The sequence below is a fragment of the Pirellulales bacterium genome, assembly GCA_019694455.1.
Classification (GTDB): Bacteria; Planctomycetota; Planctomycetia; order Pirellulales; family JAEUIK01; genus JAIBBY01.
The window spans coordinates 13,421-39,402 of sequence record JAIBBY010000048.1 but is presented as its reverse complement, the minus strand read 5'-3'; the positions used below and the strand labels follow the sequence as shown (position 1 = coordinate 39,402).

Annotated in this window: 16 protein-coding genes; 10 read left to right on the top strand and 6 right to left on the bottom strand. The window is 63.1% G+C overall.

Annotated elements, in window-relative coordinates; translation table 11 throughout:
- Both dnaK and clpB read left to right on the top strand, forming a co-directional pair.
- A partial coding sequence (gene dnaK, locus K1X71_16790) for a molecular chaperone DnaK (GenBank protein ID MBX7074800.1) occupies nt 1-1,841 on the top strand: 1,841 nt, incomplete at its 5' end.
- Nucleotides 1,842-2,040: 199 nt separating this feature from the next.
- Nucleotides 2,041-4,692, top strand: a complete 2,652-nt coding sequence (gene clpB, locus K1X71_16785) for an ATP-dependent chaperone ClpB (GenBank protein MBX7074799.1) — start codon at nt 2,041-2,043, stop codon at nt 4,690-4,692.
- A gap of 74 nt (nt 4,693-4,766) precedes the next feature.
- Here the strand turns inward: clpB and K1X71_16780 are convergent, their stop codons facing one another.
- A complete protein-coding gene (locus K1X71_16780) occupies nt 4,767-5,123 on the bottom strand; it encodes a hypothetical protein (protein ID MBX7074798.1) in 357 nt (118 codons plus the stop codon).
- On the opposite strand from K1X71_16780, the gene K1X71_16775 reads away from it, so the two are divergent.
- Nucleotides 5,116-5,328 carry a hypothetical protein gene (locus K1X71_16775; protein MBX7074797.1) on the top strand — a complete coding sequence of 71 codons (213 nt, stop codon included), beginning with the start codon at nt 5,116-5,118 and terminating at the stop codon, nt 5,326-5,328. The two genes, K1X71_16780 and K1X71_16775, sit on opposite strands and share 8 nt — an antisense overlap.
- Before the next feature lie 473 nt (nt 5,329-5,801).
- Here the strand turns inward: K1X71_16775 and K1X71_16770 are convergent, their stop codons facing one another.
- From K1X71_16770 to K1X71_16760, 3 genes are all read right to left on the bottom strand, one after another.
- On the bottom strand, nt 5,802-6,683 hold the full coding sequence (locus K1X71_16770) for a hypothetical protein (GenBank protein ID MBX7074796.1): 882 nt from the start codon (nt 6,681-6,683) through the stop codon (nt 5,802-5,804).
- 288 nt (nt 6,684-6,971) lie between these two features.
- Nucleotides 6,972-10,265, bottom strand: coding sequence for a protein kinase (locus K1X71_16765; GenBank protein ID MBX7074795.1), 3,294 nt, complete (start codon nt 10,263-10,265; stop codon nt 6,972-6,974).
- Complete coding sequence (locus K1X71_16760) at nt 10,262-10,921, bottom strand: sigma-70 family RNA polymerase sigma factor (GenBank protein ID MBX7074794.1); 660 nt, start codon at nt 10,919-10,921, stop codon at nt 10,262-10,264. Before K1X71_16760 ends, K1X71_16765 begins: the two co-directional genes overlap by 4 nt.
- A 627-nt stretch (nt 10,922-11,548) precedes the next feature.
- On the opposite strand from K1X71_16760, the gene K1X71_16755 reads away from it, so the two are divergent.
- Entirely contained in the window at nt 11,549-13,357 is a 1,809-nt protein-coding gene (locus K1X71_16755; protein ID MBX7074793.1) for a hypothetical protein, read from the top strand.
- An 845-nt stretch (nt 13,358-14,202) separates the two neighbouring features.
- Nucleotides 14,203-15,081 carry a hypothetical protein gene (locus K1X71_16750; GenBank protein MBX7074792.1) on the top strand — a complete coding sequence of 293 codons (879 nt, stop codon included), beginning with the start codon at nt 14,203-14,205 and terminating at the stop codon, nt 15,079-15,081.
- Here the strand turns inward: K1X71_16750 and K1X71_16745 are convergent.
- Entirely contained in the window at nt 15,055-15,678 is a 624-nt protein-coding gene (locus tag K1X71_16745; GenBank protein MBX7074791.1) for a sigma-70 family RNA polymerase sigma factor, read from the bottom strand. The genes K1X71_16750 and K1X71_16745 overlap by 27 nt on opposite strands.
- Nucleotides 15,679-15,854: 176 nt before the next feature.
- Here K1X71_16745 and K1X71_16740 point away from each other — a divergent pair, with 176 nt between their 5' ends.
- Nucleotides 15,855-18,158, top strand: coding sequence for a serine/threonine protein kinase (locus K1X71_16740; GenBank protein MBX7074790.1), 2,304 nt, complete (start codon nt 15,855-15,857; stop codon nt 18,156-18,158).
- Between the two features lie 77 nt (nt 18,159-18,235).
- Here K1X71_16740 and K1X71_16735 read toward each other — a convergent pair whose 3' ends face one another.
- Nucleotides 18,236-19,249, bottom strand: a complete 1,014-nt coding sequence (locus K1X71_16735; protein ID MBX7074789.1) for a ferrochelatase — start codon at nt 19,247-19,249, stop codon at nt 18,236-18,238.
- A gap of 193 nt (nt 19,250-19,442) precedes the next feature.
- Between K1X71_16735 and K1X71_16730 the strand changes: the two genes are divergently transcribed.
- From K1X71_16730 to K1X71_16715, 4 genes are all read left to right on the top strand, one after another.
- Nucleotides 19,443-21,725, top strand: a complete 2,283-nt coding sequence (locus tag K1X71_16730; GenBank protein MBX7074788.1) for a DUF1549 and DUF1553 domain-containing protein — start codon at nt 19,443-19,445, stop codon at nt 21,723-21,725.
- A gap of 4 nt (nt 21,726-21,729) precedes the next feature.
- Complete coding sequence (locus K1X71_16725; protein ID MBX7074787.1) at nt 21,730-23,223, top strand: DUF1501 domain-containing protein; 1,494 nt, start codon at nt 21,730-21,732, stop codon at nt 23,221-23,223.
- A 102-nt stretch (nt 23,224-23,325) separates the two neighbouring features.
- Nucleotides 23,326-25,428, top strand: coding sequence for a penicillin acylase family protein (locus tag K1X71_16720; GenBank protein ID MBX7074786.1), 2,103 nt, complete (start codon nt 23,326-23,328; stop codon nt 25,426-25,428).
- 31 nt (nt 25,429-25,459) lie between these two features.
- Entirely contained in the window at nt 25,460-25,966 is a 507-nt protein-coding gene (locus tag K1X71_16715; GenBank protein MBX7074785.1) for an SRPBCC family protein, read from the top strand.
- Nucleotides 25,967-25,982: the final 16 nt, after the last annotated feature.

The window sequence follows — 25,982 nt, the reverse complement described above, 5'->3', positions numbered from 1 at the left end:
TCAAAGTCATTCCCAACGCGGAAGGGAATCGACTCACCCCCAGCGTGGTGGCGTTCACCGACAAGGGCGAGGTCCTGGTCGGCGAGCCTGCCCGTCGGCAGGCGGTCACCAATCCCAAGCGCACGGTCTACTCGATCAAGCGCTTCATGGGACGGCGGCACGAGGAGGTGCAGTCGGAAGAGAAGATGGTTCCCTACGAGGTGGTGGGGGGCGCGTCGGACTATGTCAAGGTGAAGGCCGGCGACAAGACGATGACGCCGCCAGAAATTTCGGCCTATGTGCTGCGCAAGTTGAAGGAAGCGGCCGAGTCGTATCTGGGCCACAAAGTCAAGAAGGCGGTCATCACGGTGCCCGCCTACTTCAACGACTCGCAGCGCCAGGCCACCAAGGACGCTGGTGAGATCGCCGGCTTGGAAGTTGCGCGGATCATCAACGAGCCGACGGCGGCCGCGCTGGCGTATGGTCTCGAAAAGAAGGAGCACGAAAAGATCGTGGTCTTCGATCTCGGCGGCGGCACGTTCGACGTCTCCGTGCTCGAAGTGGCCGATGGCGTGTTCCGCGTGGTCAGCACCAACGGCGACACTCATCTCGGCGGCGACGACTTCGACGAAGTGCTCATCCACTACGTCGCCGACGAGTTCAAGAAAGAACACGGCATCGACCTGCGCAAGGACACGATGGCCCTGCAGCGCCTGCAAGAGGCCTGCGAAAAGGCCAAGAAGGAGTTGAGCTCCGTCGCGCAGACCGATATCAACCTGCCGTTTATCACGGCCGACGCCTCCGGGCCCAAGCATTTGCAGATGATGATCACCCGCTCCAAGTTCGAGCAGTTGGTCGATCCGCTCGTCGAGCGTTGCCGCGGTCCCGTGCTGCGCGCTTTGGACGACGCCAAGTTCAAGCCGGGCGACATCGACGAGGTGGTGTTGGTCGGCGGTTCGACCCGCATTCCCAAGGTGCAGGAACTGGTCAAGAAGGTCTTTGGCAAGGACCCGCACAAGGGGGTCAATCCCGACGAAGTCGTCGCCATTGGCGCGGCCATTCAAGGCGGCGTGTTGGCGGGCGAGGTCAAAGACGTGTTGTTGCTCGATGTGACTCCCTTGTCGCTGGGCATCGAAACCCTGGGCGGCATTTTCACTAAGCTCGTCGAGCGCAACACCACCATTCCCACCGAGCGGAAGCAAACCTTTAGCACGGCGGACGACAACCAACAGGCGGTCACCATTCGCGTCTTTCAAGGAGAGCGCGAGATGGCTGCCGACAACCGGTTGCTCGGCCAGTTCAACCTGGAAGGCATTCCGCCGGCGCCGCGCGGCATGCCGCAAATCGAGGTCAAGTTCGACATCGACGCCAACGGCATCTTGAACGTCGCGGCCAAAGAGCTGGGCACCGGCAAGGAGCAGACGGTGCGCATCGAGCAGTCGAGCGGACTGAACGACGCTGAGATCGACAGGATGCGCAAGGACGCCGACTCGCATGCCGCCGACGACAAGCGCAAGCGCGAGCTGGCGGAGATGCGCAACCAGGCCGACGCCATCTGCTTCCAAACCGAAAAGCTGATCAAGGAGCAAGACGCCAAGCTCGGCGAAGCCGACAAGAAGGCCGTGCACGACGCGATCGAGCGCGTTCGCGAGGCCGCCAAGGGTGAGGATGCCGAGGCGATCAAGTCCAGGGTCAGCGAACTTGAACAAGCGTCGCACGCGCTGAGTCGCTCGCTCTATGAGGGCGCCAAGGGGGCCGAGCAGGCCGCCGCTGGCGCGCCAGGGGGCGACGGCGGCGCCGGTCGCGGGTCGGATGGCGGCGACGACGAGGCCATCGACGCGGAGTTCGAGGTGAAGAAATGATCTCGCTTCCCTCGGCCAGATGGACGAGGGGGCCCGCAAATTGAACCTCGCCGCGGCCCGTGGGATCAAACCCTCGGGCCGCGGTCGTTATGACGACCAGCAAATCGATCAACCAGCCAATCCACATCGCAATCGGAACTGTTCGAGCGGCGCGCCGCTTTGAATGGCTCGCCGCACGTTCGACCGGAAGGAGCAGCACATGGCATTTCGCATGGACAAACTCACCATCAAGGCGCAAGAGGCGGTGCAGGGCGCTCAAGAAGCGGCCGCAGGCCACGGCAATCCGCAGATCGATCCCTTGCACCTGTTGGCCAGCCTGTTGAATGAAGACCAAGGGGTCGTCCGGCCGCTTGTCGACAAGATCGGCGCCAATCGCCAGCAACTCCAGCGCACGGTGGATGGCGAGTTGAATCATCTGCCTAAGATCTCCGGCGGCGCCCCGCCGCAGGGATCGGAAGGGCTGATGAAGGTCTTGGAAGCCGCGCAGCGCGAAGCCGACGCGATGAAGGACGACTATGTGTCGACCGAGCACCTGCTGCTGGCGCTGGCCAAGGTCGACTCCAAGGCCAAGAACATCCTCAAGCTCAACGCCATTGGCGAAAAAGAAATCTTGGAAGCCATGCGCGGGCTGCGCGGCAACAACCGCGTCAGCGATCAAAACCCGGAAGAAAAGTTCCAGGCGCTGGAGAAGTACGGCATCGATCTGGTGAAGCGGGCCAATCAAGGCAAGCTCGACCCGGTGATCGGTCGCGATCAGGAAATCCGCCGCGTGATTCAAGTCCTCTCGCGGCGCACCAAGAACAACCCGGTGCTCATTGGCGAGCCCGGCGTCGGCAAGACCGCCATTGTCGAGGGGTTGGCGCTGCGCATCATTCAGGGCGATGTGCCGCAAAGCCTCAAAAACAAGCGCGTCATCGCGCTCGACATGGGCGCGCTGGTCGCCGGCACCAAATTCCGCGGCGAGTTCGAAGAACGCCTCAAGGCCGTGCTGCGCGAAGTGGAGGGCTCGGGGGGCGAAGTGGTCTTGTTCATCGACGAGCTGCACACCGTCGTCGGCGCCGGCAAGGCGGAGGGGGGCAGCGACGCGGCCAACCTGCTCAAGCCGGCGCTGGCGCGTGGCGATCTGCGCTGTATCGGCGCCACCACGCTCGACGAGTATCGCAAGTACATCGAAAAAGACCCCGCGCTCGAACGCCGCTTTCAACCGGTCTACGTGGGCGAGCCGTCGGTCGACGACACCATCGCCATCCTGCGCGGGCTCAAAGCCCGCTACGAGGCGCATCACAACGTCAAGATCAAAGACTCGGCGCTGGTCGCCGCGGCCAAGCTGGCCGACCGCTACATCACCGATCGCTTCCTGCCCGACAAGGCCATCGACCTGGTCGACGAGGCCACCAGCCGCATCGCGATGGAGTTGGAAAGCGTGCCCACCGAGATCGACCAGGTGCAGCGCCGGCTCACCCAATTGGAGCTGGCCCACCGCCAGCTCGCCGAGGAGACCGAAGAGCACGCGCAAGACCGCCGCGTGGAAATCGAAGACGAGATGGCCGACTTGCGCAAGCAACTCGCCAACCTGCGCGAGCAGTGGGAGTCGGAAAAGCACGGCCTGGGCGACGTGCAGCAGGTGCGCCGCCGCATGCAGGAAATTGAGCGCGAGTACGACCAACTGAGCGCCGCCATCAAGGAGAAGCAAACCACCTTCCAGCGGATCGGCGAGGACGAGTATCAACGCCTCTATGAGCTCGACAACGAAAAGCGCCAGCTCGAAAAGCAGATTGAGCAGGCCGCGCCGGTCGCCGAGCCTAAGGAGGGCCGCCGCCTCCTGCGTCAGGAAGTCGGTCCCGAGGAAATCGCCGAAGTGGTCAGCGCTTGGACCGGTATCCCCGTCACGCGCATGATGGAGACCGAGCGCGCCAAGCTGCTCGTGCTCGAAGAGCGCATCCATCAGCGCATGATCAATCAAGACGAAGCGGTTGAGGCCGTGTCGAACGCGGTGCGCCGCAGTCGCTCGGGCTTGCAAGATCCCAACCGGCCGATCGGCTCGTTCATCTTTCTCGGTCCCACCGGCGTCGGCAAAACCGAGTTGTGCAAGGCCCTGGCCGAGGTCATGTTCGACGACGAGAACGCCATGGTCCGGCTCGACATGAGCGAGTTCATGGAAAAGCACACCGTCAGCCGGCTTATCGGCGCCCCGCCGGGCTACGTGGGCTACGAAGAGGGAGGCCGGCTCACCGAGGCGGTCCGCCGCCGTCCGTACTGCGTCATCTTGCTCGACGAGATCGAGAAGGCGCACCGCGACGTGTTCAACGTGTTGTTGCAGGTGCTCGACGACGGTCGGCTGACCGACAGCCAAGGCCATACCGTGGACTTCACCAACACGATCGTGGTGATGACCTCGAACATCGGCAGCCAGGCGATACAAGAAATCTCGCGCGAAGGAGGGAGCGAAGCGCAGATTCGCTCCGCGGTGCAAGAATCGCTGCAAGCGCACTTTCTGCCCGAGTTTCTCAATCGCGTCGACGAGGTGATCGTCTTCCACCCGCTCAAACGCGACCAGATTCGCCAGATTGTGCTGTTGCAGCTCAAACGGCTGCAAAAGCTGCTCGGCCAGTCGGAGATCGAGCTCGAGTTCACCGACGCCGCCGTCACCGAGATTGCCAATCGCGGCTACGACCCGACCTACGGCGCTCGTCCGCTCAAGCGGGTGATCCAGCAGCAGGTGCAAAACCCGCTGGCGACCGAGATGTTGCGCGGCGAAATTGGCGAAGGGACCGGCGTGCGGCTTGACTATCGCGACGACGAGTTCGTCTTCGAGCCGTTCGCCGCGAAGAAAGCAGCGCCCGCGCGCTGACAAAACGGAGAGCCGTGGCCAACCAGGACCACGGCTCTTGGCATCACCATCTCGCCGCCGGGAATGCGGGCTGGCTAGCGTCCGTAATTGCCGAGAATCTTCGATCCCGCGCTGCGTACGCCGCCGGAGCTATAGCCACTGCCACCGCCTCGATAGTAACTGCGATAGCCGCCCATCGATCCACTGGTGGCCGGCTCCGCGGATAGTGTCGGCGCATACGAGTAGCTGCGATATGCTCGACGCGGCGCCTGTGCCACGCCGGGCGCTGCGCTGGGAGCGGGAGCTGGCGCCGGCGCGACGGGCGCCGCTGCAACGGCGACCGGCGGGCAGCACGGAGCGTAGCAATAGCAGCCGCGGCCACGCGCAAAAGCCGCTTCACCAAAGATCGTCAAGCAGCCCGCAACCAATAATGGAATCAACGTCTTGGACATGATCTTTCTCCTGCATGAATCCGCCCCCGCAGCAAAGGCAGGCGCGGCGGCGGGACAATGGAAACGAGGGCAATCGAAACTGCTGCGCGCAACGCTCGATCAGTTGAATCAGCAATCGTCGCGCCAAAGCCGCCGACACGTGGGGCTCGGCGCGCAGAGCGAGCGCACCTCGGGCCACATCAAGGCTGGATGCGCACGTGCCTGACTTGCAGAGTGGCGAGCTCGGAAAAAAGCGGCTTGAATGCCGCTAACGCTGCCTGGCTGCGGGCCCCGCTAGCCTGCGTATCGATGACCAGCTTGCTGTGCGCAGCCGACCAGACCAATCTCTGATCTTGATCCATCGCGCCAGCAGGCTGCTGCGGCGTTGCCGGCGTCGTGCCATGCTCACAGCAATCCGCGCGGCAAGAACACAGCTCCTCTTGACGGCAACAAGCTGGGAGCGAACGCGTTCGTGATCTTTCGACGGCCGAATCAGCCAGGCGACATGCCGAGCCAACTTGTGAGAGCGGCGCCGCCACCATGCACAGCGCGAACATGGTCGTGAGCGGGCGTCGCAGGTGGCGGGATCGCCAAGCCATAACGCCTGCATTATATGCCAGGCAGGCTGCGCCGATCCAATTTCAGCCGTTTCTTTAAGCGCCGCCCCTTGGCCGCGCTGGCTCAACCTCAGACGGTTGCTTATTCTCCGCCGTTGGCCGCTGTCGACCAATACCCATCCACCACATGGCTGGCAAAGCGTAAATCGCCCCTCCGCAGACGCTGCTGCCAAATCTGTTCAAGCTGCGCCACCCCATCGATCTGATACGTTTCCCGCAAGGCGCGGTCGTAGCCGTGGTCGATCGCCAGCTCGATAAACCGTACAAATTGCGCCGGGGTTCCGCGCCCCACCAGAAAACTGACTAGCGCGCCACTCTGCCCATAGAACACGCCCATCCGCGCTGGTCGCGGGTAACTGGCCAAGCTCAATAGATCAACCACGCGAAATGTCGTCCGCGAGCGCAGCCCCTGCCGCAGATCGGCCGCATGCAAAGATTGCTTTTCGGGCATATCGGCTAGCACGGCCATCCCTTCGTCTGCCCAGGCGGGTATACGGCCGCGATCAATCCGCTCGGCGATAACGACGTGTGTCATCTCGTGCGCGAGCGCGCTCTGCATGTCTCGCCCCAGGTCGCCGCGCAGATCAATTCGTCGCCGGGCGACTCTGCCCGATTCCATTTCGATCAGCGCCGAGCCCGCGGTTTGCGCCGCGCCGGCGCCAACCGCCTGCAAATAGGAATCTCGGTTCGGGAAAACGATCACCTCGCAGCGAGATCGCCAGGCTTTCGGTGATTCATCGGCTAGCCAAAGCGAAAACAAATGTTGACGCAGCGCTTCGCAGCGCGCCGCGAGTCGCCCCGCGTCCTCCTTGCCAGTTAGGCAGTAAACGCGAAAGTTGGCCGTCTCGTCCCAATGCCAAGCGCCAGTGCGCTGCCTGGCAATCGACGCCGGTTCGGCAGAAAGCCGGGCGCTATTGTTGAACAGTAGCGCGGCAACTGCCAGCGCGTGGAGCATGCGCGACATCTGAAAGGGTTCCGGCGCGAAACGATGGGGCAAATCGGCGAGCTTCAGTCAGTGAGCCGTGGGCTGGCTTAAGCAAGCCAGATGCCTTGCCGGACGAAACAAGCACGCGCCAAACCACCACCCCTTGCGTTACTGCTTTAGCCTCTTCGAGTTAAGACTATTTCCCCAAGTCGGTCGCCGACAATCGCCGATATCGCGATTGCCGCATCTTATTGCAAACGTGCCGCTTTGACGCGCAGTGCTCAAGACAATTCATGGCAGCGCCGGCGCTTCGCGCCACATGCGCCATCACTTGCTGACCGCGTCAGACGTTGGCCGAACCGACCATTCGAGAATCTGGCCAGCTCGCTCCTCGTCAAAGTAGCCGTCGGCCAACAGTCGCGCGCCGTCACGAGCGAAGAAGACCTTGCGCAAGATCAGTCGCGACGGCAGGGGTATGGAGATGAGTTGGCGGCCGGAAATCAAATCCCACAGTTCTATCTGGCTCGGCGCCGCGACGCCGATCGCCAGCGTGCGGCTATCGGGCGAAATGGCCAGAGACTTGACTTCCCCCTCGGGCACAATACGCCATTGCGCCGTGCCGGTGGCGGCATCGAGCACCTCGACGCGCGTCTGATCGTCGCTGCAGACGTACTTTCCGTCGGGCGAAGTCGCCAATTGATGATGCGCCCCGGCCAGTCGCCAAAGCGCTCGTGACGCCGCGTGATCCCAGCGGCACAAGCCATGGGCGGTCGCGATCGCCAGCGAACCATCCGGCAAGAAAGCCAGGTCCCACACGGTGACGCCAAGCGGTAATTCTTGGTGCGGTTTTCCTGTGGCGGCATCCAGCATCACCACAGTCTGTTGATCCTTGAGTCCGGCCAACTGCGACCCATCGGGCGACCAGGCCAGCTCCCCTCGGCCATCGTTGTCGGCCGATTGATACTTCCATATCGGCGACAGTGGATCGAGCCACCACACTTCAATCCGACCAAAACAGGTCGTCAGGGCAAGTCGCCGCCGGTCGGCGGAAAGCTCACTGTCGTCGATCGAATCGGTGATCAGCCGCCCGGCATGAGTGGCCGTGGGCGTTGCGCCAGCCCAGTGACAAATATTCCCTTCGATATCGCAAGAAATGATCCCGTCGCCGCTGCCTGTATCGGCCAGACCACGATAGGCGACTGCCCCGCGCGGAAACTGACGCTTTGCAGCATTATGGCTGTCCCAAACGCGCACCTGACCATCGGCGCCGGCGCTCGCCAGCCGCGCGCCATCGGGCGACCAGGCCACCGACCAGACTCGCCCCGAGTGTCCCACCATGGTCCGCGCAATCTGCCACGTTTCGGGCGACCAGAGCCGAATGGCGCCATCCATGCCCGATGAGGCCAGCATCGAATCGCTTGGGCTAAACGCTAGCGATTGAATCCATCCCATGTGCGCATCGGTGATCGCGTTCCGCAGCCGGAATTGGTCGCCGTCGAGCGAGTAGATCTCGATATCCTCATGCCGTCCCCCCGCGGCGAAGATCGCAGGTCGGCGTGCCGCGGCGAGCGCGAAGAACTGCTCACTCTCGCGCCAATGGCCTGGCCGATGACTCCCGTCGACCGTGTTCCAGACAAACAGTTGACCAAATTCGCTGGCCGCTACGAGGCGTCCGCCATCGGCAGCGAATCGCAGCGCGCGAATCACAAATTGCCCTGTCGCCAGTTCATCGGCCGATTTTCCGAGTTCAAGCTCTTTGACCAGCGTGCCATCGGCCGCGTCCCAAACGCGCACGACCGGCTCTCGGCCGCTGGTCGCGAGCAGTTGGCCGTCCGGCGAAAACACCACGCACAGCACGTCGTCGGTCGAGGCGTCGATCTGGCGTAGCGGCGTGCCATCGCGCCAGTTCCAGAGTCGCACGCTGTCATCTTCGCTGCCGCTGGCCAGTAGTTCTCCCTGCGGCGAGAAGTCGACGCATGTCGCTTCCGTCGTATGCCCGCGCAGCACATGCCGCGCGCCGCCGCTGGCCGCGTCCCAGATCCGCACCGTGCCGTCCTTGCCCGCCGACGCCAGCGCCGCGCCATCGGGCGAGTAAGCGACCGAAAAGACGTCTCCCACGTGCCCCAGCAAGGTGAGCGCCTGTTGGTCGCAGCGCGCCAGCAGATAGTGCCAACTGAACTCGCGCAGGTCTTGTTGCCCCGGCGCTGGCGCGCAGGCCGCCAGCAACTCGCGCGTTTGCGGCACGTGGTCGCGCCGCAGCGCATCTTGCGCAAGCTGTACGTTGGCCGAATACAACAACCGTCGGCTGGCCTCGGCTTCGTGGTCCGCGCGCACCACCTCGGCGCTCAGCCGCGCGTTGTAGAGCGACACGACCACCATCAGCGCCACCAGCGCGCACGCGCCAATGGCCAGCGCGGTGATGGCCAACGGCCGCCGCCGCGACCACTTCCAGAATCTTTCGATCGCCGTCGACGGCCGAGCCAATACCGGCTCCCCCGCCAGAAACCGATCCAGGTCGGCCACCAATTGCTGCGCCGTCTGGTAGCGCTGCGCGGGACGTTTGGCCAGGCACTTCAGACAGATCGCCTCCAGGTCGCGCGGTATCTCGCCCCGCAGGCCGCGCGGGGGCGCTGCCTCGTCGTCCAGCACGCGGCGCAAAATCTCGACCGGACTGTCGCCGCGAAAGGGAGGCTGCCCCGCGAGCATCTCGTACAGCACCGCCCCCAAGCCATACACGTCGGTTCGCGAATCAAACTCGCGCACCCGTCCGGCCGCTTGTTCCGGCGCCATATAGGCGGGCGTGCCAATGGTGGCGCCGGTGCGCGTCTCGTCGTCCCCCAATTCGGCGATCAGCTTGGCCATGCCAAAGTCGGTCAGCTTCGGCACAAGCTCCTGTTCGGCGGCGCCGTTCGCCTTGGAAGTCGCCTGCGTGAGCAGCACATTGGCCGGCTTGATGTCGCGATGCAGCACCCCGCGGCCGTGCGCGTGCTGCACGGCGTCGCTCAACTGGCGGGCTAGCAACGCCGCCTGTCGCGCCGGAACGGGGCCGGGCCGCGAGCGCAACCACTCGGCCAAGGTCGTGCCGGGGCAATATTCAACCGCGATGTAGCACAACAGCCCTTCTTGCCCCGTCTCCAGCACCGACACCACATGCGGGTGATTGAGCCGCGCGGCGGCCTCGGCCTCGCGCAAAAAGCGGCCCCGCGCATCGTCGCTGGCCAGCGTTTCGAGCCGCGGAATCTTCACGGCCACGCGGCGGCCCAGTCGCGGATCGCGGGCTAAATAGACCAGTCCCACCCCGCCGGCGCCGAGCAAGCGAATAATTTCGAATCGACCCAGCGAAGCCGGCATGCTGATGCCGGTCAGCAGCACGGCGTCGCTCTTCTCAAAACCGCGCGGCGAGGGGGCGTCGTCCACGGCGGGCATGTCGCGCACGCGGTGGATCAGATCGAGGCAGCGTTTGGCGCTTTCCCAGCGGTCGCGCAGCGCCGGATCGTGGTCGAGCGGGGTCAGGTCGAGTTCGCCGGTCCTTTCGTCAGCCAACAACTCGTCGTAGCGGGTCACCAGATCGGCCAGCAGCGCGTCGTCGTCTGGCAAATCCGCGCCCGGGTCGCCGTTCATCCGCGCAAGCTCCGCGGATCGAGCACCACGCGCAGTTCTTCAAAGGCGCGAAAGAATCGCTTCCGCGCCGCCTCGGCCGTGCAGCCTTGCGCTACGCCAATTTCGGCGAACGACGCGCGCCCCCAAATGCGCATGGTCAGCGTGTCGCGCACAGTCGCGGGCAAGCTGTTGATCGCCTCCTGCAGCCGGCGCCATTCTTCCTGGACAACCAGGTTGGTGCGTGGCGTGGCCGAGTCGCTCGGCAGGCGCCCCAGCGCGCTCGCTGCGGCGCCACCGTTGACCTCGCACCTGGTGCTCCGCTTTTGCGTGCCGCGGTGACGGCGGACGGCGTTGGCCAGGCGATGGGCAAAGATGGTCGACAACCAGGCGTGCAGTTCGCGTTCAGTGTGCCCGCCAAAGCGGCGAAAGCTGCGCTGCGCTTCGACAAAGGTGTCTTGCACCATGTCGGAGGCGCCCAGTTTGACCCGCAAGTCGTCGTCAAGATTCTCCTGGGCCAACACCAACAGCCACGGTCGCGTCGCTTCGAGCAATTGCCCCAAGGCCGCCGGCGAGCCGTCGCGGGCTTGCGACAGGCAAGCGGTGAAATACGACCGCTCCGCCGACCGTGCCGCGGCGCGCGCAGTGCCGTTGGCAGACGTGTGAGTGCCTGGCTGCATAAATGCGGCCCCTGCCTGCTGGGCAATAGACAAGAATCCCCCCTCGGCGCCATGGTAGCACAGCCCCGGCGAGCGAGTACCCTTTTTTTGTCAGTTGCCAACTCTTCCATCTCTCTCGGCGTCTCTGCGCCTCAGCGGTTTTCTTTTCTTCCACCTCGCCCCCACGCAGCGAAGCGAAGTAGGCGCCAGAGGTCTGGCCGCAGGCCGGGGCGAGGGGGTCTTTCTCATCTGCTCTACTGCTCACCTGATCCGACTGGCGTGTCACCAAACAAGCCCGTCTCCTCCCCCTCGGCGTCTCTGCGCCTCAGCGGTTTTCTTTTCTTCCACCTCGCCCCCACGCAGCGAAGCGTAGTAGGCGCCAGAGGTAGCGGCCGCAGGCCGCTGGTGAGGGGGTCTTCTTCTAACTTTCGCCCTCACGGCGTCTCTGCGCCTTTGCGGTTCCCCGTCCTTCTTAATGGTCCGACCTCCTTGCCACTTTCTCCCTCTCAGGCAACTTTTTTCCCGAATCGGAAGTTTTTTTGCCCCTTACGCTCATTTTGCGTCCGGTCGGTCATCGAAACCGGTCCTTTTATTTGTAGGGGGACCATTTTTCGCCCACAGAACACCATGCCCACAGGGAGCCTCACCGTGACCCGTCGTTTCACTTGCCACTGGCTGAAGACCTCATTTCTTATCCCCACGCTCGGGCTGGCCTGTCTGGCCGCTGGCATGCTGCTCCCCGCTGCGGCCCGCGCGGCGATCTACACCGTGCAGGACCTCGGCGATCTGCCGGGGGAACTCGATACCAGTTTTGCGCTCGGCATGAACGACCTGGGGCAGGTGGTCGGCTACAGCTACACCCCGAGCGATCACGCCTTCCTTTGGACCAGTGGCAGCGGCATGCAAGACATCGGCTACCTGCCAGGAGGAGGGGGGGCGGGTTACAGTCGGGCGTGGGACATCAATAATTTGGGTCAAGTGGCCGGCGAGAGCGCTGCCGCCACAGGCAATCGCGCGTTTCTCTGGACCAGCGGCGACGGCATGCAAAACCTGGGCGACCTGCCGGGGGGTGGAGATTCCAGCATCGCGCTCGGTATCAACGACGCGGGGCAGGTGGTGGGATACAGCCGCGCTGCCACGGGCGACCGCGCGTTCCTCTGGACCAGCGGCGGCGGCATGCAAAACCTCGGCGACCTGCCGGGGGGAGGAGATTCCAGTGCCGCCTTTGGCATCAACAACTCGGGGCAGGTGGTGGGTTATAGCGTTGCCCCCACAGGTGGGCGGGCAACTCTCTGGACGAGCGGCGGCGGCATGCAGGACCTCGGCGACCTGCCAGGGGGAACGGACTTAAGTTTCGCACAAGCCATCAACGATGCCGGGCAGGTCGTGGGGTACAGCAGCGCCGCTGCGGGCAACCGCGCGTTTCTGTGGACGAGCGGCGGTGGCATGCAAAACCTGGGTGATCTGCCGGGGGGATCGGATTTGAGCAGCGCCTATGGCATCAACGAAGCTGGACAGGTAGTCGGCGTAAGCAACGCCGCCACAGGCGATCGCGCGTTCCTGTGGGAGGGTGGCGTCGGCATGCAAGACATCAATGGTCTGCTCGACGGCAGCGGCGCCGGCTGGACTCTGAGAAATGCGTGGGACATCAACGCCCAGGGACAGATCGTGGGGTTGGGCATCAACCCGCAGGGCGAGGGGCATGCCTATTTGCTGACGGTCAACCAACCGCCGACCGCCGAGGCCAACGGCGCCTACCTGTTCAATAGCTCCAACGCCTTGAGCGGCATCGGCCTCAGTTCCGCCGGCAGCGCCGACCCGCAAGGCGAGGCGATCACCCACAACTGGCAGTCCTTCGCGTTCAACTCCAATAGCGCCAACCCCAGCCTCACGCTGCTCGGGTCGGGCTTGACCAGCACCACCGACAGCGGCACGGCCACCCTCACCGTGACCGACGCCGCCGGCCAGACCGCCGTCGACACTGCCGCCGTCGGCTACACCAACGCCGCGCCCACGGTCGGCGCCGCCACGGCCACGCCGCAATTGGGGGGCGACCTGCTGGTCGACGCCATCTTCAACGACTCCGACCTGGTGGTGAACTCCCACATCAGCGGCTTCGAGAGTCTGCTCTACGAGTTCGACACCACTGCGGCCGCCACCGGCGGCGACGTGGGAGACGGCTTTTTGACCGGCATCACCCTGGTGAGCGAGGCCGTCAATGGCTCGCTGTCGGGCCTGTTCACCGAGTCGCAACTGTTGGGACTGTTTGGCAGCTATGGCCCGCACACCATGTACGCCAACGTGACCGATCTGGCCGGCGGCTTCGACAGCCAGGCGATCAACTTTGTGCTGGAACCGACGAGCGTGGTGCCCGAGCCGGCGAGTTTGGCCATCTGGTCGCTGCTGGGCCTGGCGGCCATCGCGGCGCACCGGCGCAGCCGGAGGAGAATGATTTAGTGGCTGGTCGCTAGGGAAGAAAGCTACCGCCGAAACGCTGACGCGCGGAGAAGAGAGGGGCAGAGCGTTGTGCTTTGGCAATTGTGCCCTCTCTTCCACCTCGCCCCCACGCAGCGAAGCGTAGTAGGCGCCAGAGGTAGCGGCCGCAGGCCGCTGGTGAGGGGGTCTTCTTCTAACTTTCGCCCTCGCCGCGTCTCTGCGCCTCTGCGGTTTTCTTTCCTCTACCCACTCACCACCATCCTCCGCACGTTTTCGGAGTATCACTCCGAATTGCGACCACTACCGGTTGAGGTCTGGCGCAGCCCGGCCACTACATCTGCTGTTTTGGCGGTTCTCATTTGACCGAATTGCGCTACCCCGATTCCGAAAACTCCGAATTCAACCCATCACTCCGAAAACCGCAACCCGCTGCCGCGTGGTTAGTTGCGCCACATACCCCCGGCGCGCCGCTGGGGGTTTTCGGAGTCCCCCCCCCTGTTTTCGTGTTTCGAGCGCAATTCAATTCCGCTTCCCCTGCGGCCCATCGGGCAGCCTCACCTGCTCCATTGCTCACCTGATCCGTCCATGTGCCATCGTCCGTGTGCGTCCCTCCCTCTGTGTGCCACTGGCTCCGCGCTCGGGACGCCGCGCCGCGAACGTTTGACTCGCATCGCCGGCAAAATTTCGTTTGCTTTTTGAGCCACCCTGCCGCTATGCTCCAGTTCACACGACAACTGAGTCGTCAACCGCGTCGTCGCAGCCTCGCGTAACAGCGCGCGATGTCGGCGGCCGAAGTTTTTTTGCATTAGCTCGCGCGGCCACTTGGATTGGCTCGTCGCGCGCCATGCCTCTTGGGGGCGCCGGTCATGCATCGGGCATTCGTATTCGCGGTCGCGATCGGCATCGTGGCGCAACTCACTGCGGCGCGGGCCGCCCCGATTCTTGATGTCTTCGTCACCGATCTGGGCGATGGCTATTACGGTTACGACCTATGGGTCGACGCCGCCGATGGCGAGCAGCGCTCGCTGTTTGCGGAGCTTAGTTTCAATGGCGAAATCCAGCAGCAGCGTGCGCTGGGCCGCATCGATGTCGACTCCGATGTTCAAGCGGCGCAATTCAGCGAACTGACCGAAGCCGCCTATGCCATGGAGTGGGACAGCTACTTCTCCAGTCCCTGGACCGAGAACAGCATGTCGATCACCAGCGGCCCCGGTAACTACGCGATTAGCGCCGGCACCGGCGACGGATCGGAGTTCGAGCGACTGTCGCTAGGGCATATCGTCAGTCGCTCCCCGCTTGCGGTGAGCGGCAGCGTGGCCCGCGCCGGCAGCAATTATCTGCTTGCCGGCAACTTCGATCCCATGGCCGGCCTGCGGCAATCGTTGGAATCGGTTCTAGAATCGGCCCCGTTCCTGACTCCCAACGACCCTGTACCCGCGATCACGCCGCCAGTCGATTCGGTCGCTCCGATCGACGATTCCGGCCCAACAGTTTGGGTGCCTCCTGGACCTGGCCCGATCGTGCATCCTCCAACGCCCGGCATGACCGATATCGAAGTGGTTCTGAACCCGTCGCTCACAGCCAACAAATCACTCGGCGCCCCGGAACTACTCGCTGCCATCCCTCCTGGCGCGACGATTTTTAACGGTGTGCCAGAGCCGTCGTCGCTCGCGTTGGCCATTGCGGCCAGCGCGGGGCTGTTGCTTGCGCTGCGGCGATCAAGGCGCCATGTCGGGGCCAAGTAGCTTTTGAAATTTGTCCAAGGCGCGCGTCAGCATGACTCGTACTGCGCCATCGGTCTTGCCGAGCCGCTGCGCGATCTCCTTGGACGGCAAGCCCGACACGTACCGCAAGCGCAGCGCCTCGCGCTGTTCGGTGGGCAACTCCTGCATGACCGCTTCCAGGCGAATGCGCTTTTGATCGCGCGAAAAGGCCCGACTCGCCGTGGTCATGCTGGCCACCAGCATGTCGATCAACTCGCGGCGACTCGAATCGCCCACCGGCGTGGCCAGCGACACCTCGCGCCCCGCGGCCCGCTTCTGCGCGCCGAACAGCCGCCGATGCGCGTCGATCATCCGCCGCTGCGCAATCTGGCACAGCCAACCAAACGGATCACGATCTTCCAGCGGCGCGCTGGTCAGCGACCGCACCGACTCGGCGCTCACCTCCTGCAGCACATCCTCGGGCTCGATCTTGGTCCGCAGCGCGGCGCCCAGGTTCTTGTCGATATAGGCCAACAGCGGCGCGCGCCGCGCCGTGATGAACTCGGCCAACGCCTCGCGGTCGCCGCCGCGCACGCGCTCGACCAGCGCTTCGATCGATGGGTCTTCGTTGATCGCCATGGCCAGGTTCCTCCGCGCGCGATGGATGTCGCTCCCCCCACTGCCAAGCGCAATTCAGCCAGCATCGTAACACCCGCCGGCGCGATTTGTCAGCAAAGTTGTCAAACCGCGGCCATTCGACAAGAATGCGCGTCGGTCCGGCCACGCCGGACACGGCATGGGAGCCACTTGCACGCATGAGCACCGCCACGCGCCACTCTTGGGATCCGGCCGAAACCACGCGCATGTGGCAAGCCGTCTCCGAATGTGTCGAAGGCTTCATCAACGCCTGGGAATCGACCGGCGAGCCCCCCGATATCGGCCCCTTCGTGGCGCCGATCGACGCCGGCGTTCGCCGCATGGCGCTCATCGAGTTGGTCAAAGTCGATCTGGAATATCGCTGGCAACGCGGTTGCGCCCACCGCCGAGTAGAGGAATATCTCACCCAGTTCCCTGAGATGGCCAGCGAAGGGCTGCCACTCGACCTGGTCTACGAGGAGTTCCATCTCCGCAAACGCGCGGGCGAAGACGTGCAGATCGACGAGTATTTGCACCGCTTCCCCGAGCACGCCGACGAACTGCGCCGCATGCTGGGACTGGAGACTCCGCACCTCAGCACCACCCTGTTCTCCGGCGAGGCCGCCTCGGGCATCGAGGTCAACGGCAGCATCGACGACTTCGATATTTTGGCGCAACTCGGCAAAGGCGCCTTCGCCACCGTTTACCTGGCGCGGCAGCGCTCCATGCAGCGCGTCGTGGCGCTCAAGGTTTCGGCCGATCGCGGGCTAGAGGCCCAAACCCTTGCGCAGCTCGACCATCCGCATATTGTGCGCGTCTACGATCAACGCAGCGTGCCCGATCGTGGCGTGCGCTTGCTCTACATGCAATACGTGCCGGGGGGCGCCTTGCACGCCGTGGTCGAAGCCGCGCGCGCTCTGCCTGCCAACCAGCGCAGCGGCAAACTGCTGCTCGACGCGGTCGATCGCGCGCTCGATGAACGCGGCGATTCGCCTCCGGCCGACTCGCTCATCCGCCGCCGACTGGCGCACGCCAATTGGGGAGAAACGGTTTGCTGGATTGGTTCTCGACTGGCGGCCGCGCTCGACTACGCGCATCAACGCGGCGTGCTTCACCGCGACGTAAAACCGGCCAACGTCTTGTTGGCCGCCGACTGCACGCCCAAGCTGGTCGATTTCAACATCGCCTGCTGTTCCAAGGTGGAAGGCGCCAGTCCCGCCGCGTACTTTGGCGGCAGCCTCGCCTACATGTCGCCCGAGCAGCTCGAAGCTTGCAATCCCTCGCACGAGCGCAAGCCGGACGAACTGGACGCCCGCAGCGAGGTCTACTCTCTGGCGGTCATGCTGTGGGAGTTGCTCGTCGGCCGCCGGCCATTTGCCGATGAGGCGCCCAACACCTCCTGGCCGCAACTCTTGGGACGTATGGCCCAAAGCCGCCGCCGCGGGGTCGACCGCGACATCGTCGACGCGCTGCCGCCGGGGCTCCCCGCCGGACTCAAAGAAACCTTGCTCAAGTGCCTCGCGCCCGAGCCGAGTGATCGCTTCGCTTCCGCCGCTGACCTGGCTCGGCAATTGGAGCTTTGTCTGCGCCCCAGCGCCCAGCGTTTGCTGTTGCCTCGTTTGTCTGGTCCGCGGGGGCTAGTGCGGCGCTATCCAACCGCCAGCTTGGCGCTGGTGGCGCTGTTGCCCAACGCGGTGCTCAGCGTGGTCAACTATCAATACAACGCCGAGTCGCTGGTCTACGGACTGCCGGCCGCGGCGCAAGAAAGCTTTTACTCCAAGCAAATCGCCGTGGTGAACTCCACGCTCTACGCCATCGGGCTTGCGATTGGCGTTTGGCTCTGTTTGCCGGCGCTACGCGCTTATCAGAGCGCCCGAAACGGCCGACAAGCGGACGTCTCTTGGTCGACGCGCCAGCGCAGCCTATACACCGGTGACTACGTCTCCTGGGTGATTACCGGCGCCTGGACGATCTCGGGCTGCGCCTACCCCATCTGGCTGGCCATGCACATGACGCCGCAAGTCGCCATGCCGCCCCCGGTCTATGCCGGCTTCTTCTTTCACTGGCTGACGTCGCAGTTTCTTTGCGGACTGGTCACTGGCACGCTCGCGTTTTTCGGCGTCACTTACCTCACGGTGCATGACCTGCACCCCATGCTGCTGCGCGAATCCAAGCCCGACGAGCGCGACACGCAAGGACTCGGCCGCCTCAGCCGGCGCATCTGGCGCTACTTTGGCGTCGCCGTGGCCGTGCCATTCGGATCGCTGGCCGTGCTATTGGCCACCGCCGGCGGCGGCAAGCAACAAAGCGCGTTCGGCGTCATCAGCGTGATGGGGCTGATCGGTTTCTTCGTGTCGTTCGCGCTGGTGCGAGCAATCGAACGCGATCTCGGCGCCTTGGCCATCGCCCTGGCCCCAACCGGAGAATCGCTCCCCGGCGAGACGCAGACATTTGACCCCTTCTCCGGATCCAATCGCTTTTAGCGTCAGTCGCACAACGACCACGGTGATCGAATCCATTGCGCAACATCGACGCACCAAATGCCGCCCGCGCGCCACGATCAACTGGGCCGCCCCGACGGGCAGCAATCGTCCGCGCAAACATCGTGGCTCGGCCCATACTGTCCCATAGCCAGCCGCGGCGCGGTCGAATCCACTCGCTCGGCGATCAGTTCGCGGATCATCGTCACGAATCGGGGGTGCGCGCCCGCCGTGCCCGCGCGCACATAGTGAATGCCCAACTCCTCGGCCAATGTGGCGGCTTCGATATCGAGATCGTAAAGCACTTCGATATGATCGGAGACAAAGCCGATCGGCGTGACCACCACATCGCGCGCGCCAGCCGCCGCGATCGCGCGCAGATGATCGTTGATGTCGGGCGCAAGCCACGGTTGTTGCGGCGGCCCGCTGCGGCTTTGGTAAACCAAATCAAACCCTTCGCGGCCAATCGCCGTGGTGACCAGCCGGCACGATTCTCGCAATTGTTCCTCATAGCGGCAGCCAGCGGCCATGGCGCTGGGGATGCTATGCGCGGTGTAGATCAATCGCGCGGCGCCTTGCCGCTCCGCGGGAACTTGCTCCAGCGCCGAGCGCACGCGGTCGGCCATCGTCTCAACGAAGCCGGGGTGATTATAAAACATGCGCAGCTTGTCGATCCGCGGCGCGCCGGCGCCCACAATATTCTGCGCCTCGGCGATATTCTCGCGATACTGCCGGCAGCCCGAATACGAACTGAAGATCGAGGTGAAAAACGCGACGGCTCGCCGCATGCCGTCGTCGGCCATTTGCCGCAGAGTGTCGGCCAACAAGGGATGCCAGTTGCGGTTGCCCCAATAGATCGGCAGGTCGGGTCCATGCCGGCCAAGTTCGTTTCGCAGGGCCACGATCAGCGCGCGATTCTGCTCGTTGATCGGACTCACGCCGCCAAATTTCTGGTAGTGCTCGGCCACGGCCAACATCCGCTCGCGCGGCACATTCCGGCCGCGAAGCACGTTCTCCAAGAACGGCAGCACGTCGTCCGGCCCCTCGGGGCCGCCAAAGGAGACAATCAATATGGCTTGGTAGTCGTTCGTCACTCGGTTCTTTCTGGCCGTTCGACAACATCCACTGTACGCGAGTGTACCTCTCTCATGGCTGCGAGCGCTTCCAAATTGTTGGTTCGCATTGCGCGAATGTTTATACTGCAACTCGCTAAAGTGCGGCCGCTGGAACAGTTAGGCGCCGTACCGCAGTGTATTGCTTTCCTGTGGCTGTAACACCGGTCGTGTGATGGCTCGTTCGGTTCATAAGCGACGATTGCCAGGCATCGCACTTGCGACATTAGCCCTTTTTGCTGGCGTCCGTTGCGCGGCTGCGGAACCCTACGGCCGCCACCAGTTCGACGAGTCCGAACGCGACCATTGGGCGTTTCTGCCCGTCGAGCGCCCCGAATTGCCGCCGGTCAGCCGGGGCGATTGGCCGCAAACCCCGATCGACCATTTCATTCTGGCCGGACTTGAAGCGGCAGACCTCAGCCCGTCTCCCGCAGCCGACAAGCCAACGCTCTTGCGCCGGGCTTATCTTGATCTGATCGGCCTTCCGCCCACGATTGAGGAGCAGGATCGCTTTCTGGCCGATGACTCGCCTGACGCGTTCGCCAAGTTGGTCGACGCGCTGTTGGCCCGGTCCGAGTATGGCGAGCGCTGGGGGCGTCACTGGCTCGATGTGGTGCGCTATGCCGAGTCGAACGGCTACGAACGCGACAATCCCAAGCCGCACGCCTGGCGCTATCGCGACTATGTGATTGCAGCGTTCAACAACGACAAGCCGTTCGATCGCTTCGTGCTGGAGCAAATCGCCGGCGACGAGCTGGAAGGCGCCAATGCCGAAACGCAAATCGCCACCACCTTTTTGCGGCTGGGGCCATGGGACGACGAACCCGCCGATCCGATGGTCGACCGCTACGATCAGTTGGACGATGTCTTGGGCACGACTGCCTCGACATTTCTCGGCCAAACCATTCGCTGCGCCCGCTGTCATGACCACAAGTACGAGCCCTTCAAACAACAAGACTATTCGCGCTTGTTGGCGGTGTTCGAACCGCTCAAGCGCCCGCAAGAGGGGCGCACCGATCTCGACCGCATGGTCGGCACCGAAGCGGAGCTATCGACCTACCGAGACACGACCGCCCGGATCGATCAGCAGGTTGCCGCGCTTAACCAGCAATGCGACCAGTTAAAGACGCAAGTGCGTCAGCGCATGTTTGAGGCCAACGCCACTTCGCTCTCAGCAGACGCGATCGCGGCGATTCAGACCGCGGAGGACAAACGCAACGAGGCCCAAAAGAAGCTGGTGCAAGACTCCAAGGCGAAGCTCGCTGAAGAGATCATGCAAAACGCCAGCGAGCAGGAGCGCGAACAACTACAGGTTTGGGGCGCCGAAGCCCAGGCCGCCGTGGCCGCCAAACCTGCGGAACCGCCCCGCGCCTATGTGTGGTACGAAGATTCATCCACCGGGCCAATGGCGCATGTTTTTCATCGCGGCGATCCGCAATCGCCGCAGGAAGAAGTCGGCCCCGGTCTGCCCGCGGTATTGGTCGATGCCCCGCCCCCGGCGCCAACGCCAACCAGCCATAGCACCGGACGCCGCAAGCAGTTTGCCGAGTGGCTGGTCAGCCCTAGCAATCCACTCACGGCGCGCGTGCTGGTGAACCGCGTTTGGCAGCAGCACTTTGGCGAAGGAATCGTGGCCACCGAAAACGACTTTGGTCTGATGGGCGATGCGCCCAGCCACTCCAAATTGCTCGATTGGCTCGCCAGCGAGTTGGTCGCGGGGGGCTGGAAAATCAAGCCATTGCATCGCCTCATCATGTTGTCGGCAGCCTACCAACAGTCGGCCGCCGGCAATCCCGGCCTCTCCCCCGACTCTACGGCCGCCGCCAAGAACCCGGCCGATTCCGATCCCGATGCGCGGCTCGTGTGGCGCTGGCGTCCCCGGCGTCTGGAGGCGGAAGCAATCCGCGATTCGATACTCGCCGTGACGGGCGAGCTCAATCTGGAACATGGCGGTCCTAGCGTATTTCCAAAGATCTCCGATGCGGTGCTCGCCAGTCAATCGATCCCCGGCAATGGCTGGAAGGCATCCGACGAGCAAGCCGCCAATCGGCGTAGCATTTATGTGTTCGTCAAGCGCACGCTGCTCGTGCCAGAACTTGAAGTGCTCGACTTCCCTAATACCAACGCGAGTTGCGAGCAGCGCATGGTATCGACTGTCGCGCCCCAGGCGCTGACCTACATGAACGGCGAATTCATGCAGCAGCGGGCCCGCCGTTTGGCCGAACGACTGGCCAACGAGGCGAGCAGCGACGACAACGCTCGTATCGAACTGGCGTTTCGCCTGACGATGTGCCGTGCGCCGCGCGACGCGGAATTGCAGGCTGCCCGAGATTTCCTCAGCGCTCAACAAGCCCAGATCGAGAGTGACGGCAGCGACGCCAGCGCCAGTCAGCAACAGGCCTGGGAGTCGTTTTGCCTGGTGCTGCTGGCGACCAATGAGTTTGTTTATCTTCAATAGTTGAATGGCCATGAATCCCACCGAACCAAGCCCGCTAAGAGCGCCCACCCCCTGTGGCCGCACCCGACGCGAATTCTTCTGGCAAGCGGGGGGCGGATTCGTCGGCGCCGGGCTGACCTGGATGCTCGCACAAGACGGTTTCTTTGCGCGTCAAGCGCGCGCGGCCACCGCTTCCGCTGCCAGCCCCGCGATCGATTCGCCGCTGGCGCCCAAGCCATCGCATTTTCCGGCCAAGGCCAAGGCTTGCATCTGCCTGTTCATGTATGGTGGTCCGAGCCAGGTCGATCTGTGGGATCCCAAGCCCGCGCTAGAAAAATACAACGGCCAGCCCATGCCCAACCTCGACAGCGATCCGCTGTTCAAGGTCCGGTCTCCCGGCACGCTGATGGCCAGCACGCACAAGTTTTCCCAGCATGGCCAGTCGGGGATCGAGGTCTCGGATTTGTTTCCAAAGCTGGCCGAGCATATCGACGATTTGGCCGTGATTCGTTCTTGTTATGCCGACAGTTTTGCCCACGGCTCGGGCCTGTTACAGATGAACACCGGTTTTCTGCGGCAAGGCTATCCCAGCATGGGCTCTTGGGTCACTTATGGCCTGGGCAGCGAGAATCAAAATCTGCCATCCTTCGTGGTGATGCTCGATCACACCGGCGGCCCGATCGGCGGCGCGCCGAACTGGGGCTCTGGTTTCATGCCGGCCTCGTATCAGGGAACCTTGTTTCGCACTGCCGGCGATCCCTTGATCGATCTCAGCATGCCGACGGGAGTAACGGCCGCGCAGCGTCGACAACAGCTTGATCTCTTGGGTCGGCTCGGAGAGATTCATCAATCGGGTCTGCCGCATCAGTCCGAACTGTCGGCCAGATTAGCCAGTTACGAATTGGCCTTCCGCATGCAATCGCACGCTCCCGAGGCGGTTGACCTGGGTCAGGAGAACGCCGCCACGCTCGAACGCTACGGAATCAACAATCCGCAGACCGAGAAATTTGGCCGCCGCTGCTTGATGGCGCGCCGCCTGGTGGAGCGCGGCGTCCGCTTTGTGCAGGTCTACTCCGGAGGGGGGCATAACGACCAAAATTGGGACGCCCACAGCGACGTGAACAAGAATCACGAATTGCATTGCGGCGAAACCGATCAACCGATGGCGGCATTGTTGACCGACCTCAAAGAGCGCGGATTGCTCGACGAAACGCTGGTCTTTTGGACCGGTGAGTTTGGCCGCACTCCCACCGCCCAGAACGGTAAGGGACGCGATCACAACCCACGCGGTTTTTCTGCCTGGATGGCGGGGGGCGGCATTCGCGGCGGGCAGGCGCATGGCGCCACCGACGAATTAGGTTTTCAAGCAATCGAAAACAAAGTGCATATCCACGACTTGCACGCCACCATGCTGCATTTGATGGGGCTCGACCACGAAAAATTGACCTATCTCTTTTCCGGCCGCGACATGCGACTTACCGATGTCGAAGGCCATGTTGTCCATCAGCTTATTGCTTAGCCGCCAGGAAGTTTTACGCTTGTCCCAATAACTGCTCCGGGTAGTTTTTGGCGCGCTGTTATAATGTCGACTCGCTCAGCTCGTCTATTGATGGGAATCACCATGCGTTCCACTTTGTCCGCTTGCTTGCTCGCGCTGTTGTGTTCAAACGCTCTTGGCGCCGATTTGGCCGCTTACGATCCGCCGCCCGGCAAGGCCGTGCGGATCATTCGCGACAACTACGGCGTGCCGCACGTCATTTCCAATGACGACTACAGCCTGTTCTATGGAATTGGCTACGCCCAGGCTGAGGATCAGCTTGAAAACATCGTGAAGAACTATCTGCGCGCGTCGGGCCGCGCCACCGAGTTCGAAGGCATCGGCTCGCTGCTGATGGACCATCTGGTGCGCATTTTGGATATTCCACGACGCGGTGACGAGCAATACGCCGCGCTCGATTCGCGCTGGAAGTCGCAGGTCGACGGCTATGCCGCCGGCGTCAATCGCTTTATCAAAGAGCAAAAGGGGGCTGTGCCCGACTGGATCGAACCGGTGCGTCCTGAAGATGTGCTGCGTTTTTCCACTTTTGTTGATGTGATCTTCTGTGTCGGTGACTGTCGTAAGGATCTGAACCAAGCCGGGATCAAAGTGGCCGCGCTCGATCGCTTGCCGCCAATCGACGGCAAGCTATACGGCTCCAATCAATTCGCGATTTCCCCAGGCAGATCGGGCACCGGCAACGCGCAGCTTTCGATGGATCCGCATTTGCCGCTTAATGGTTTCTATCGCTGGTACGAGCAACACTTGGTCGGGCCGGATGTGAACGCGATGGGCGCCACGTTCTTCGGCGTGCCTTACGTGAGCATGGGCCGCACGCAAAACAGCGCTTGGTGCATGACAGTGAACGGGCCCGATTTGGGCGATGTTTTCGCCTTCGACATCAAGCCCGACGATCCCACCCAGTATCGCGATGTCGACGGCTGGAAAAAATTCGATGCGGGCGAAGAGACGCACCAAATTCGCATGAAGGATAAGCTCGCGGAAAAGAAGATCCCATTCCGCAAGACGAGCCTGGGACCCGTGGTCGCGGAGCGCGATGGCAAGGCGTATGTCTTTGCCTTGCCCTGGCCGGAATCGACCAATCGCGTGCGGCAGTTCTACGACATGGCTGGCGCCAAAAGCGCGGCCGAATTTAAGGACGCGCTCCGCCCCTTGGGGCTGGTGATGTTCAACCTTGTGTATGCCGACAAGGCGGGCGACATCTTTTACATCTCCAACGCCCGCGTCCCGAAGCGGGATCTGCGCATCGGCAGCGGCGAGCCACGCCCCGGCCACGAAGCCTGGGCCCGGTGGCAAGGATACCACCCGCTGGACGAGTTGCCGCAGGTCCTCAATCCTCCGTGTGGCTATGTCATGAACACCAACAGCGGCCCGCAAAACGTTTGTCTGGATGTCGCCCCGCGGATGGATCAGTTTCCTCCCTATATGAACAGCCAGGAAGCCAACGCCCGCAGTCGCCGCTTGTCCAAGCTCTTAGGCGACGATCAGGAAATCACCACCGACGAGACGCACGACTACGCCACCGATACTCGGCTGGAGGCTGGCGATCGCTGGCGCGACAAACTGGTTGAGCGCCTGCGCGCCGCGGCCGGCAGCGAGACCGAGCGAGCCGGACTCGCCGAGGTGGCCGACGTGCTGGCCAAATGGGATGTTCGCACCGACCTCGATTCGCGCGGCGCCGCGCTGTTTGTGGTCATTGCTTCCGACAAGTCCTTCGCCGACGCGCTCGCCGCCGAAGACGACGCCGCATTGGTGAAACTTGTCAGCGGCAAAGCGCAGCGCTTTCGAGAAAAGTTTGGCGCCCTCGACGCGCCATGGAAGGATTTCAACCGCATCAGCCGAGGCGACATCGATCTAGGGATCGCCGGCTGTGGATTTGTCGAGGCGGACAAGGGATCGTTCATCTGTTTGCGCCCCACCTACGGACTGTCGCGCGACGGCAAGCGTTATGCCGCCGGCGGATCGAGCTATGGCATGATCGTCGATTTCTCCAACGACGTTCGCGCCGTAAGCTGCTTGCCATTCGGTGTCAGCGAGAACCCCGCATCAAAGCATTTTGCCGACCAACTCCCGCTTTATGTCGATCTAAAGTTCAAGCCGGCCTGGTTTGAGCCAGCGGAAATCTTAGCCAACGCGGAAAGCAATCGCGTGCTTGAGGTCGAATGAACCAAAACGGAGCGGCAAGGAGCGATTCGACATGGCAGTCACCACGGAAGTCGCGGAAACAATCGACGCCCCGCCCGAAGTTGTTTTCGATCTCGGCACGCCCGCCGAAATGTTGCCACGATTGTTCCGCGGTTACGGGCCAATACCGGGCATCGCTAAGGCGGAGATCGTAGGAGGCGGTGAACTTAAGACCGGCGCGATTCGTCGCATTACCAACACCGATGGTTCGGTAATCGATGAGGAGATTATCGAGTTGCGGCGACCCGAAAAACACGCCTATCGATTGATCCGCGGATTCAAGTTCCCATTTTCGCTCTTGGTGCGCGGCGCCGATTCGGATTGGACCTTTAGCGCGGCCGGCGCCGGCACGCGGATTGTCTGGCGGTTCAGTTTTGTGCCCACCACGCCGTTGGTTTCGCCGGTGGTCGGCCTGATCGCGCGGCGATTTTTCCGTCGTGCCCAGGCGGAGTGCTTGACGAATCTCAAGCAGCACGCGGAACGAACGGTTGTCGCGGGCGTTGCGCCCGATCCTGCATGACCTTTTGATTCGACGT